Origin of the sequence: Paractinoplanes globisporus DSM 43857 (assembly GCF_000379645.1) — a bacterium.
Classification (GTDB): Bacteria; Actinomycetota; Actinomycetes; order Mycobacteriales; family Micromonosporaceae; genus Actinoplanes; species Actinoplanes globisporus.
In genome coordinates this window covers 305597-317868 of sequence record NZ_KB903357.1, presented here as the reverse complement: position 1 = coordinate 317868, position 12272 = coordinate 305597, and the positions used below count along the sequence as shown (strand labels likewise).

The following is a 12272-nucleotide window of genomic DNA, read 5'->3' as shown; positions in this document are numbered from 1 at the left end:
CGTGACACTGCCGCGCGCGGCGTCGGCCGGTCAGTTCGCCCTCTGGAACCAGGGCGAGGTGCCCGAGGCCGAGCCGGTTCTGGACGACGTGTGGTGCGTGCCGCTGCCACCGCCGCACGGCGGCCGGCACGCCACGCTCAGCTACCTCTTCCCGGCGCCGGAGGGCTTCCTGCTGCTGGACGCCGGCTGGGACCACCCGTCCAACCGGACGGCGCTGCGGGCCGGGGTCGCCCGGGCCGGCGGCGATCTGGCCGACATCCGGCACGTCGTGCTCACCCACGCCCATCCCGACCACTACGGGCTGGCGGCATGGCTGCGCCGTGAACACGGGGCGGTGGTGCGCGCGTACCCCGATCGGCTGCCCGGACCCCGCGCGCTGGACGCGCTGCTGCCGGCGTGCGGTGTGCCGGAGGCCGAACGCGCAGCACCGCCGCCCCGGCTGCCGACGCCGGCCATGCCGGCGGCCGACGTGCCGCTGGCCGACGGCGCGGTCCTGCGCTGGGGCGATCACGAGCTGACGGCTGTCCTGACCCCCGGCCACACGCCCGGGCACGTCTGCCTGTACGACCGGCGGCGAGCGGCGATCTGGACCGGGGATCACCTGCTGCCCCGGATCAGCCCCAACGTCAGCGCCTACGCCGTCGCCGGCGCGGATCCGCTCGGCGACTACCTCCGCTCGCTGGAGCGGGTGGCGGGCCTGGACGCGCGGATGGCGCTGCCCGGCCACGAGTACGCCTTCCTCGATCCCGCCCGGCGTGCCCGTGACCTGGCCGCCGGCCACCAGGAACGGCTGGCCGCGATCGCCGCCGCGCTGGCCCGCCGGCCGGGCGTGACCTGCTGGGAGATCACCGCCGCGCTGCCGTGGTCCCGGCCCTGGGCCGTGAACCCGGGCTGGGTCCGGATGGCCGCGGTCCGCGAGACCCTCGCCCACCTGATCCACCTCGAGGTCGCCGGCCGGGCCCGGCGCACGGCCGCACAACCCCAGCTCTGGTCCTCGACCGAGTAGCGTTCACTTCCCCTTTCAGCAGCTCATAGCCGAGCTATTGACCATCGATGGGGGAAGTGCTTTCATTCGACTGAACGTAATTCAGATCAGACGGGAGCCGAGATGCGCACTGAGGGCAAGGTCGTCATCGTCACCGGTGCCGGCCGTGGCATCGGCCGGGGCGAGGCATTGGAGTTCGCCCGGCAGGGCGCCCGGGTCGTCGTCAACGACTACGGCGTGAACGTCCACGGCGAGGAACCCAGCTCGGAAGCCGCCAACGCGGTGGTCGAGGAGATCCGGGCCGCGGGCGGCGAGGCCGTCGCCAACGCCGAGGACGTCTCCGACTTCGACGGCGCCGGGCGGCTGGTGCGGCAGGCCATCGACACGTACGGCGGGCTGGATGTGCTGGTCAACAACGCCGGCATCCTGCGCGACCGGACCATCGCCAACATGTCCATCGACGAGTGGGACGCCGTGGTCCGGGTGCACCTGCGCGGCACCTTCGCGCCGATGCGGCACGCCGCCGAGTACTGGAAGGGCCTGGCCAAGAGCGGCGTCGTGCAGGACGCCCGCATCATCAACACGTCGTCCGGGTCGGGCCTGATGGGCAACCCGGGGCAGGGCAACTACGGCGCCGCCAAGGCCGGCATCGCCGCGCTCACCATCATCGCCGCCCAGGAACTCCTCCGGTACGGCGTCTACGTCAACGCGATCGCCCCCACCGCGCTCAGCCGGATGACCGAGGACCGCCCGTTCGCGCAGAAGTATCTTTCGCTGAGCGCCGACGACTTCAACCCGCTGGCGCCGGAGAACGTCGCGCCGACCGTGGTGTGGCTGGGATCGGAGGCCGCCAAGGGCATCACCGGGCGGGTGTTCATGGTGGCCGGCGGCTCGGTCGCCGTCGCCGAGCCCTGGCACACCGGGCCGGGCGCCGACAAGGGCGCCCTCTGGGAGGTCGAGGAGCTCGACGAGGTGATCCCGGGACTGCTGGCGCAGGCTACCGAGCAGAAGTTCATGAAGCCACTGGTCCGCCAGGCCTCGGCCGCCGCGAACTGATCGAGGAGGGGCTGTCATGACAGATCTCGCGGTCGCCCGCTGGACGCGCCTGGGCCCGGTCTTCTCCCCGGACTCGATCGCCGTCGTGGGCGCCTCGGCCACGCCCTACGCGATCGGCAACACCGTGTACGCCAACCTGCGCCGGGACTTCCCCGGCCGGCTCTACCCGGTCAATCCCCGCCGGGCCGAGGTGCTCGGCGACCGCGCGTACCCCGACGTGGCCGACCTGCCCGAGCCGGTCGACCTGGTCATCGTCCTGATCCCCGCCCGCGACGTGCCGGCGCTGCTCGAGCGGTGCATCGCCGCCGGGCACCGCTCGGCGTACATCATCAGCTCCGCGTTCAGCGAGGCCGGCACCGACGAGGGCCGCGCCGCGCAGGCCGCGGTCTCCGAGATCGCCGCCCGGCACGCGTTTCCGGTCGTCGGCCCCAACTGCATCGGCTTCATGAACGGCCACCGCACGACGATGGCCAACTTCTCCCTCCAGCCCGACGCCGAACGACCGCTGGCCGGGCCGGTCGCCATCGTGTCGCAGAGCGGCGGCTTCGGGTCGTTCATCCTCAACCGCGCGGTGGTCGAGCGGGCCCGGGTCGGCTTCTTCGCCAGCACCGGCAACGAGGCCGACGTGACCATCGCCGACGTGATCCGGTACGCCGTCGAGCAGCCCGAGATCGGCGTGATCGCCACCTTCGCCGAGGCCACCCGCGACCCGGCCACGCTGCTGGAGGCGGCCCGGCGCGCGGCCGAGCTGGACAAGGTCATCATCAGCGTCACGCCGGCGTCGTCCGAGGCGGTGGCCCGGGCGGCGCTGAGCCACACCGCCTCGGTGGTGGGCTCCAGCCAGGTGTACGACGCGGTGTGCGACCAGTACGGCATCGTCCGGGCCGGCTCGATCGCCGAGCTCATCGACTACGCCACCTTCCTGCAGGACGGCAAGCGGATGCGGGGCCGGCGGATCGCCGTGCTCACCTCCTCCGGCGGCGCCGGTGTGCTGGCCGCCAGCAACGTGGCCGAGACCGGGCTGGAGATGCCCGAGCTCAGCCCGCCGCTGCAGGCCCGGATCTCGCCGCTGATGCCGTCGTTCGGCAGCGCCCGCAACCCGGTGGACACCACCGCCGCGGTGACCGCCATGGCCCCGGAGAACTGGGGCCTGATCCTCGGCGAGCTGTGCGCGAGCGACGAGATCGACGCGGTCATGGCGCTGGTCTGGGGCGGCGACAGCGACCACGCCGACACTGTCGTCAAGCTTTACGAGCAGGACAAGCCGATCGCTCCGGTGGTCACGATCGGCCCCGAGAAGCTGGCCGACCGCGGCCTGCCCGCCTTCGCCGATCCCACCCGCGCGATCCGGGCCCTGAGCGCCATGGCGGCCGTCTCCGCCCGCGCCCCGGCCGGGCCGCCGACCCACGCGGTCGACCAGGAGCGGGCCGACTGGGCGCGCGCGACGCTGGCCGAGGCCGCCGGCGAGCCGATCGTGCTCGAGGCGACCTCGAAGCGGGTGCTGGCCCGCTACGGCATCCCGGTCACCCGGGAGGTCGTGTGCCACACCGAGGACGAGGCGGTGGCCGCGCTGGCCGAGATCGGCGGCCGGGTCGCGCTCAAGGTGCAGTCGTACGACCTGCCGCACAAGTCCGACTCGGGCGGCCTGGTCCTCGGCCTGGCCACCCCGGACGAGGTCCGCGCGGCCTACCGCCGGCTCGCCCGGCTCGGCGACGGCGGCGTCCGGCTGCACAGCCTGCTCGTCCAGGAGATGGTGCCGGCCCGGCTGGAGATGGCGATCGGCATGCACCGGGACCCGGTCTTCGGCCCGGTGGTGGCGGTCGGCCTCGGCGGCAGCCTGATCGAGGTGATCGGCGAGCCGGCGCTGCTGCACCCGCCGTTCACCCGGGAGCGCGCCGTCGGGCTGATCACCCGGCTGGCCGGGGGCCGGATCACCCACGCCGTCCGCGGCCTCGGCGCCGACCACATCGCCCGGCTGGCCGACGCCGCCCGCGGACTGGCGACATTGGCGCTGGACCTGCCGGAGCTCGAGTCCGTCGACATCAACCCCGTAATGGTCACCGACACCGGGATCGTCGCCGCCGACGCTCTCATGGTGCTCCGCTGAGGAGGAGACATGGCCGCCGTATCGACCGAGCGGGACGGCGACGTCCTGGTCGTGACCCTCAACCGGCCGGAATCGCTGAACGCGATCAACAATGACGTGCTGCGCGGGCTCAAGCTGGCCTGGCAGGAGGCCGCCGCCCCGGAGGTACGAGCCGTCGTGGTCACCGGCAACGGCCGCGGCTTCTGCGCCGGCGCCGACCTGCACGGGATGGGCGAGTCCGACGGCCCGGCCGGCCTCGAGCACAGCTACAACCCGCACGTGACCGCGATGGCCAACCTGGCCAAACCGGTGATCTGCGCGGTCAACGGCCCGGCGGCCGGGGCGGGGCTGTCGCTGGCCTGCACCGGCGACGTCCGGGTCGCGGCCCGCAGCGCGACGTTCAGCCCGGCTTTCGTCCGGATCGGGGTCGTCCCCGACGCCGGCGGGACCTTCCTGCTCACCCGGCTGCTCGGCTACTCCCGCGCCTTCGACTTCCTCTGCAGCGGCCGCAAGATCGACGCCGCCGAGGCGCTGGCGATCGGCCTGGTCAACGAGGTGGTCGAGGACGGCGAGGAACTGCACCGTGCGCTGGAGAAGGCCCATCAGATGGCCGCCCAGCCCGGCATCGCCGTCCAGCTCACCAAACAACTGCTGCGCCTGGCCGAACAGCACGGCCTGGCCGACATGCTCGCGCTGGAGGCCCAGTACCAGCCGCAGGCGGTGAGTCACCCCGACCGCACGGCCGCCCGCGCCCGGGTCGTCGAGGGGCTCGGCCGGGGAACGGAGAACAACCATGCCCGTTGACAGGTTCCCGGTCGAGGCCGGGCACATCATGATGTTCGCCCGCGCCGTGGGCGATCCCAACCCGGTCTACAGCGACGAGGCGTACGCCCGGAGCACCGAGGCGGCCGGGGTCATCGCCCCGCCGACGTTCGTCGCCGCCGCGGCGCAGTTCGATCCCGACTACGTGATGCGGCCGCGCATCGGCGAGCCGTGGATGGGCTCCGGCCGGACTCCGACCGGCTGGGCCGACCGGCCGTCGCGCACCGGCGGCGGCACCGGGCTGCACGCCGAACAGCACTACGAGTACGTGCGGCCGCTGCGTCCCGGCGATGTGCTGACGGCGCGGAGCCACAACGGGCAGGAATGGACGAAGCAGGGCCGGCGCGGCGGCCGGCTGGTCTTCCGCGAGCTGGTGACGGAGTACTTCGATCCCGAGGACCGGCTGGTGCTGCGGGCGCGCAGCGTGGTCGTCCGCACCGAGCATCCGGTCGAGAAGGAGGGGTGAGATGGTCCTCAAGAGCCAGGACCTGAAGGTGGGCGACGTCCACCGGGCGGTGGTCGCCGACGACCTGACCCGTACGCAACTGGTGCAGTACTGCGGCGCCTCGGGCGACTACAACCCGCTGCACTCCGACGAGATCTACGCGACCGCGGTCGCGGGCTATCCGTCGATCTTCGCCCACGGGATGCTCACGATGGGCATGGCCGGACGGATGCTCACCGACTACGTCGGCGACGGCCGGCTGCTGACCTTCGGCGGCCGGTTCAAGGCCCAGGTGTGGCCGGGCGATCGGCTCACCGCGACCGCGACGGTCCGCGAGCTCCGGCCCGACGACGCATCGGTCCACCTCGACGTGGCCGTGACCAACGACGACGGGTTGGAGGTCTTCGCGGGATACGCCTCCGCGCGGATCGACTCGTAACGCCGCCGAACGGCGAGCCTGCGCGGAACATGCGGGATTCATGCGGGCCGATGGGACGCTTCGGTCCGCGCCGTTCCGCGGGCCCCCGGCGGGACGGCCGCGCTCCGGCCGTGCGTCCCGTGGAGGGTCAATGCGACTCGTTTGGCGTTCTCTGTCGGCCGGAGTGGTCGCCTGGCTCACCGGCCTCGCGGTCTCCTGGCTGTTGTTGGTGCTCGTCGCGGCGCTGGACGGCCCGGACGCGGCGCTCGCCCGGACGCTGTCCGGCAGCCCCGGCGGCGTCCTCGCCGCGGCGGCCGGCGGCAACGGCGTGCCGGTTTCCTGGTCACTACCGATGCTCGGCCTCGGCGGCCGGGTCGTGCCGTGGCACCTGCTCGCCGACGGGTCGGCGCTGGTTCTGCTCGTCGCGGCGCCGGTCGCCGCCGGCCTGATCCTCCGCCTGCTGGCGGGTCGCCGCCGGCCGGTGGTCACGTTCGCCGCAGCCGCGACGCACGCATCCGCCGCCGCGGGCGGGACGCTGCTGCTCGGCTTCCTCGAGCGGCACGAGGCTGCCCAGGTGGCCGTGGCGCCGGTGCTGGCCGGGCTCGCGACCCTGCTCTGGTCGGCCGGGATCGGCCTCGTCCGCGCTCCGCGTACGGATGCCTGGGGCCGGCCGGCCCGGGTGGTCCTGGTTCTCGCAGTGGCCGCCGCCGGTCTTCCGGTGCTCGCCGGGCCGGCATCGGCGGGGAGCTACCGGCCGTCGGGTGTGGACGGTGCGCTCGCCTCGGCCCGCAAGGAGAGCGGCGCCGGGTTCCTCGCGGTGACCGACCATCGGCGCGGCGTGCCGTCCACCATGACCCTGCACAGCGCCGTGGGGACGGGCGTCGACAGCTGGCTGCGCGGGCACGCCGGGCTGTTCGGTCTGGCCGACCCGGTGTCGCAGCTGAGCCCGATGGGCCGCACGACCGACACGCTCGGCCAGAGTCATGTCCGCTACCAGCAGGTCATCGGCGGGGTACCGGTGCTCGGCGCGCAGGTCACCGTGCACCTGACCGCCGGCGGGAAGTACGTGCAGACGGTCGGCAACGGGTTGCGCGCCGACCTGAACACGCCGTACACCACGCCGACGGTGAGCGCGGCGCGGGCGGTGGAGCTCGTGCGGCTCGCGCTGCCGGGCGCGCGGCTGGTGCAACCGGCCAAGCTCTACCTCTACCCGATGTCGGCGGGCAAGGCCGGCACGCGGACGGACGCGCCGCTGGTCTGGGAGGTCGTGCTCAGCGACCAGAACGCGGGCATCGCCAACTACTACTACGTCGACGCGCGTGCCGGGCATGTGATCGCGGTGCGGGACGGCACCGAGTACGTGCTGCACCGCGTCGTCTACGACCTCAACAACCTGGCGTACGAGAAGGTGCCGTTCCCGCTGGTGGCCCGGGTGGAGGGCAATCCGCCGAAAGGGCAGCAGGACGTCGACGAGGCGTACGACGGCACCGGGGCCACGTACCGGTACTACCAGGCGTTCGGCCGGGACAGCTACGACGACCACGGCTCGATCCTGGCCTCGTACGTCCGGGCCAGCGACTATTACCACAACGCGGCGTGGTCGATGGTGCGGGAGGTGATGATCTACGGCCCGAACATGACCGCCGTCGACGTCACCGGGCACGAGCTCACCCACGCGGTCACCCAGAGCACCGCCGGCCTCGCGTACCACTATCAGTCGGGCGCGTTGAACGAGAGCTTCTCCGACATCTTCGGGGTATCCGTGCGGCGCTTCGAGACCGGCGCCTTGCGCTGGGACATCGGCACCGAGACCGCGGCCGGCACCATCCGCGACATGGCGCACCCCGAGGCGCACGGCCAGCCGGGCCACATGAAGGACTACGTGATCACCTGCGGCGACCAGGGCGGCGTGCACACCAACAGCGGGATCCCGAACAAGATGTACTACCTGCTGGCCACGACGATCGACCCGGACAAGGCCGAGAACATCATGTACCGCGCGCTCACCGAGTACCTGAGCCCCGAGTCCCGGTTCATGGACGCCCGGGTCGGCGAGGTCCAGGCCGCGTGGGACCTGTACGGGAAGGGCTCCGCGGAGGCGGAGGCCGTCGGCCACGCCTGGGACGAGGTCGGCCTGCCCGCCCCCGAGGACACCCCGCCCCCGGAGGACGCGGACCCCGACGACCCCACCTGCCTCTGCGTCATGGCCGCCGCGGTGTCCGGCGGCGGCGGTCTCGACCCCTCCGGGGCGAGCGTGGACGCGGTGCTGGCCTCCCTCGTGCACATGCGCGACCTGATCGCGACCGGGCAGACCCCGGCCCTGGTCTGGTACGGCAACCTCTTCTACCAGTACAACGAGCGGCTCACCGCGCTCGTCAACGCCAACCCCGCGCTCAAACAACAGATGGCCCGTACGATCCAGACCGTCCAGCCGGCGTTCGCCGCGGTCGGCACCGGCGCCGGCAACACCACCGTGGTCACCGCCCCGATGATCGCCAGTGTCCAGTCCCTGCTCGACGCGATCTCCGCAGCCGACGGAGGCGCGCTCGCCGGTGACATCGCCGCGCTTCGCGCCAAGGTCGACCTCGGCCAGCTGGCCGGCCGTCCCGCCAACCAGGCCCTGTCCTACCTGGACGGTCACCTGTGAGGCGCGCTCTCGCCGCCGCGCTGGCGGCCACGGTGCTCACCGTCGGCGGGTACGCCCCGCGGCCCGCGGCCGCGAGCCTGCCGGAGCTTGCGGGCGGGAAGCGGGCGGACATCTTCGTGGTGCTGCGCGACCGCGCCGACCTGAGCGCGGTCGCCCGGGAACGCGGCCACGCGGCGAAGACCACCCGGGGCTACCAGCTGCTGCGCGACACCGCCGACCGCAGCCAGCGGGACCTGCGCGCCCAGCTCACCCGGGAGAAGGTCTCCTACCAGCCGTTCTGGGCGGTCAACGCGGTGCTGGTGCGCGGGGCGGACGCGGCGCTCGCGGCCCGGCTCGCCGCTCGCCCCGACGTGGCCGCCGTGCGGCCCAACCGGACGTACCGCGTCCCCGATCTGGCGGACAGCAAGGCCGCCGCGGCCGCCGGCACCGGCGTCGAGTGGAACATCGCGCAGACCCGGGCGCCGCAGGTCTGGTCCGGCTTCGGCACCCGCGGCGACGGCATCGTGGTGGCGAGCATCGACACCGGCGTGCAGTACGACCACCCCTCGCTGGTCCGCCAGTACCGCGGCAACAAGGGCAACGGCGCGTTCGACCACAACTACAACTGGTACGACCCGTTCCGCGTCTGCGGCGCGCCGACCACCGGGCCGTGCGACAACAACGGGCACGGCACGCACACGATGGGCACGATGGTCGGCGACGACGGCGCCGGCAACCAGACCGGCATGGCCCCCGGCGCGCAGTGGATCGCGGCCAAGGGCTGCGAGGGCGAGACCTGCACGACGATGAGCCTGCTGCTGGCGGGGGAGTGGGTGCTGGCGCCGACCGACCTCAACGGCCAGAACCCGCGGCCCGACCTGGCGCCCGACGTCGTCAACGACTCCTGGGGCGCCGACGTCAGCGACGCGTTCTTCGCCGACGTCGTGTCCCGGTGGACGCAGGTCGGCATCTTCCCCGCGTTCGCGGCCGGCAACACCGGGCCTACCTGCGGCACCGTGGGCTCGCCCGCCGACTACGCGAACACGTACGCGGTCGCCGCGTACGGCAGCGACGGCGCCATCGCCGACTTCTCCAGCCGTGGTTCGGCGGGCACGGCCGACGTCAAGCCGGACATCGCCGCGCCGGGCGTCGACGTCCGCTCCACAGTGCCGGGCGGCAAGTTCCTGGTGGCCAGCGGCACGTCGATGGCCACGCCGCACGTGGCCGGCGCGGTCGCTCTGCTCTGGTCGGCGGCGCCGGCCCTGATCGGGGACATCGCCGCGACCCGGCAGGTGCTCGACGGGAGCGCGGTGGACGTCGCCGACACCTCATGCGGCGGCACGGCCACCGACAACCAGGTCTGGGGCCAGGGCAAGCTCGACGTGTACGCCGCCGTACAAGCGGCGCCCCGGGGACCCGTGGGCCGGCTCTCCGGCACCGTCACCACCAGCGCCGGTGCCGCGCTGAGCGGGGCCACCGTCGACCTCACCGGCGACAACAAGGTGCAGCGGCACCTCGTCACCGCCGCCGACGGCACCTTCTCGGTCAGCGTGCCGGTCGGCACCTACCAGGCCACCGCGCGCGCCTTCGGCTACGCCGACCGGAGCGTGACCGGCCTGGTCGTCCGCGACGGGCAGACGACCAGCACGGCCTTCGCGCTGACCGCCTCGGCCCGGTACACGTTGCAGGGCACCGTGGCCGACGGCGGTGGCTTCCCGGTGCCCGGCGTCTCGGTCCAACTGGCCGGCACGCCGCTGGCCGCGGTCAAGACCGACACCGCCGGGGCGTACCGGATCGACGGCGTGCCGCCCGGCGACTATCCGCTGACCACGTCGGGCGGGGCGTGCGTCACCGCCGGCACCAAGTGGATCACCGTCGCCGGCGCCAGCACGGTCCGGCTCACACCGCCGCCGGTGGTGGACACATCGGGCTACCACTGCCAGCAGGCGGCGCCGGAGAACGTGGCCGGGACGAGCACCCTGGCCCTCACCGGCGACGACGCCGCGACCGCGGTCTTCCTGCCGTTCCTGTTCCCGTTCTACGACAACAACTACGTGCTGGCGTACGTCAGCACCAACGGGTTCCTGAACTTCCAGAAGTCCAACTTCCTCGCCATCAACCGGCCGGTGCCCACCGCGACCGTGCCCAACGCCGCCGTCTTCGGGCTCTGGGACGACCTGGTCATCGACTCCGCGGCGAGCGTTCGGACCGCCACCCTCGGCGCCGCGCCCAACCGGGAGTTCGTCATCGAGTGGCACAACGCCGCCTTCTACGGCAGCACCGAGCGGGCCACGTTCGCCATCGTCCTGCATGAGAGCGGGCAGATCTCCATCGAGTACGGCGACCTGACCGGATCCACGGTCGCGCGCGGCGGCGGCGCCACGGTCGGCGTCGAGAACGCGGCCGGCGCCGTCGGCATCCAGTACTCCATGGACAGTCCGGTGCTGACGCCGCACACGGCCGTGTCGTTCCGCATCTCGGGCGCGGTCACCGGCACCGTCACCGGCCCGGACGGCATGGGGCTGCCCGCCGCCACCGTGCGGGCGACCCGCGACGGCACGGTGGTCTCCTCGACCGCCACCGACGCGATCGGAGGCTACGTCCTGCACCTGCCGCTGGGCACCTACCAGCTCGAGGCGGTGCTCGACCCGTACGCGCCGACGTTCGTTCCGCTGGCGCTCACCGCCGACGGCGTCACGGTGACCCAGAACCTCGCCATGCGGTACAACTCGTTCACTCTCACCGGGGTGGCGCGCGACGACCTGGGCGTGCCGATCGAGGGGGCCACGGTCACCCTGCGCAGCCTGCTCACCGACGACACCTTCGCGCCGGTGACGACCGGGGCCGACGGCGCGTACACCTTCACCGGCGTGGCCGATCCCGGTTACAACCTCGCGTTCTCGCTGACCGCGGTGGCGCCGCCCTGCCTGCCGTACAACACGCACGACCTGATCAGCGTGCACGGCGACTCCGTCCAGGACATCGTGCTGCATCCCGTGGACGGCTTCGGCTACCAGTGCCGGACCGCCGCCCAGGGCACCTGGACGGACGGCGCCACCGCGGTGCCGCTGACGCCGATCAGCGGTCCCGACGGGTACGGCACCGTCGCGCTGCCCTTCCCGTTCCGGTTCTATCGCGGCACTTACACCACCGCCTACGTGACCAGCGCCGGCTATCTCACCTTCCTCAAGCCGGTCTACGTCAGCGGCAGCAACGACAACCTCCCCGCCGACCAGTCGTACGCGCCGGACGCGGCGGTCTACCCGTTCTGGGACGGGCTCACCGTCGACGCCTCGGCCAGTGTCCGGACCGCCGTGACCGGCGCGGCGCCGAACCGGGCGGTCGTGGTGGAGTGGCGCAACGTGCTGCTCGACGGCACCGGGCTCCGGCTGACCTTCGAGGCGATGCTGCACGAGAACGGCCGGATCACCCTGAGCTACAAGAACATCCCGGCCGACACCCGGGCGCAGGGCGCGAGCGCGACCATCGGCATCGAGGACGAGCAGAGCCGGGACAACCTCGAATACGCCTACTACGAGCCCGCCGTACGCGCCGGCATGTCCATCACCCTGAGGGCGCCCGGCATCGTGCGCGGCCGGGTGACCGACGCCGCCGGGCTCCCGGTGGCCGGCGCGACCGTCCAGGCCGCACACGGCGGCATCGCGCAGACCGAGACGGTCACCGCCGCCGACGGCACCTACCAGCTCCAGGCGCCGCTCGGCCGGTACACGCTCACTGCCGTCCTGAGTGGACGCTCGGCGGCCGCGGACGTGACGCTGCCCACGGATTGGGCGGAGGTGACCCAGAACCTCGTCGTGTGACGGCCGGGCGGCG

Annotated in this window: 8 protein-coding genes; all 8 read left to right on the top strand. The window is 73.0% G+C overall.

The annotated features are described in order from the left end of the window. Position 1 precedes the first annotated feature (1 nt). The 8 genes from A3CQ_RS0149210 (at position 2) to A3CQ_RS58370 (ending at position 12259) form a co-directional block, all read left to right on the top strand. Positions 2-1006, top strand: coding sequence for an MBL fold metallo-hydrolase (locus A3CQ_RS0149210; RefSeq protein ID WP_020518370.1), 1005 nt, complete (start codon positions 2-4; stop codon positions 1004-1006). 102 nt (positions 1007-1108) lie between these two features. Continuing rightward, positions 1109-2041 carry an SDR family oxidoreductase gene (locus A3CQ_RS0149205; RefSeq protein ID WP_020518369.1) on the top strand — a complete coding sequence of 311 codons (933 nt, stop codon included), beginning with the start codon at positions 1109-1111 and terminating at the stop codon, positions 2039-2041. 16 nt (positions 2042-2057) lie between these two features. Continuing rightward, a complete protein-coding gene (locus A3CQ_RS0149200) occupies positions 2058-4148 on the top strand; it encodes an acetate--CoA ligase family protein (protein ID WP_020518368.1) in 2091 nt (696 codons plus the stop codon). Between the two features lie 9 nt (positions 4149-4157). Beyond that, a complete protein-coding gene (locus tag A3CQ_RS0149195; protein WP_020518367.1) occupies positions 4158-4931 on the top strand; it encodes an enoyl-CoA hydratase/isomerase family protein in 774 nt (257 codons plus the stop codon). Further along, positions 4921-5415, top strand: a complete 495-nt coding sequence (locus tag A3CQ_RS0149190) for an FAS1-like dehydratase domain-containing protein (protein WP_020518366.1) — start codon at positions 4921-4923, stop codon at positions 5413-5415. Before A3CQ_RS0149195 ends, A3CQ_RS0149190 begins: the two co-directional genes overlap by 11 nt. 1 nt (position 5416) lies before the next feature. After that, on the top strand, positions 5417-5833 hold the full coding sequence (locus A3CQ_RS0149185) for a MaoC family dehydratase (protein ID WP_020518365.1): 417 nt from the start codon (positions 5417-5419) through the stop codon (positions 5831-5833). Positions 5834-5963: 130 nt separating this feature from the next. Next, on the top strand, positions 5964-8459 hold the full coding sequence (locus tag A3CQ_RS0149180; RefSeq protein ID WP_157297227.1) for a M4 family metallopeptidase: 2496 nt from the start codon (positions 5964-5966) through the stop codon (positions 8457-8459). Next, the gene (locus A3CQ_RS58370) at positions 8456-12259 is read left to right on the top strand and encodes an NIDO-like domain-containing protein (protein WP_020518363.1); all 3804 of its coding nucleotides are present in this window, start codon (positions 8456-8458) and stop codon (positions 12257-12259) included. The genes A3CQ_RS0149180 and A3CQ_RS58370 overlap by 4 nt, the downstream gene beginning before the upstream one ends. The last annotated feature ends 13 nt before the right edge of the window (positions 12260-12272 follow it).

What these genes read in the sequence shown, in the direction of transcription:
- A3CQ_RS0149200 (WP_020518368.1), top strand. Translation starts at nt 2,058, where the DNA reads ATGACAGATCTCGCGGTCGCCCGCTGGACGCGCCTGGGCCCGGTCTTC.
- A3CQ_RS0149180 (WP_157297227.1), top strand. Translation starts at nt 5,964, where the DNA reads ATGCGACTCGTTTGGCGTTCTCTGTCGGCCGGAGTGGTCGCCTGGCTC.
- A3CQ_RS0149205 (WP_020518369.1), top strand. Translation starts at nt 1,109, where the DNA reads ATGCGCACTGAGGGCAAGGTCGTCATCGTCACCGGTGCCGGCCGTGGC.
- A3CQ_RS0149185 (WP_020518365.1), top strand. Translation starts at nt 5,417, where the DNA reads ATGGTCCTCAAGAGCCAGGACCTGAAGGTGGGCGACGTCCACCGGGCG.
- A3CQ_RS0149190 (WP_020518366.1), top strand. Translation starts at nt 4,921, where the DNA reads ATGCCCGTTGACAGGTTCCCGGTCGAGGCCGGGCACATCATGATGTTC.
- A3CQ_RS0149195 (WP_020518367.1), top strand. Translation starts at nt 4,158, where the DNA reads ATGGCCGCCGTATCGACCGAGCGGGACGGCGACGTCCTGGTCGTGACC.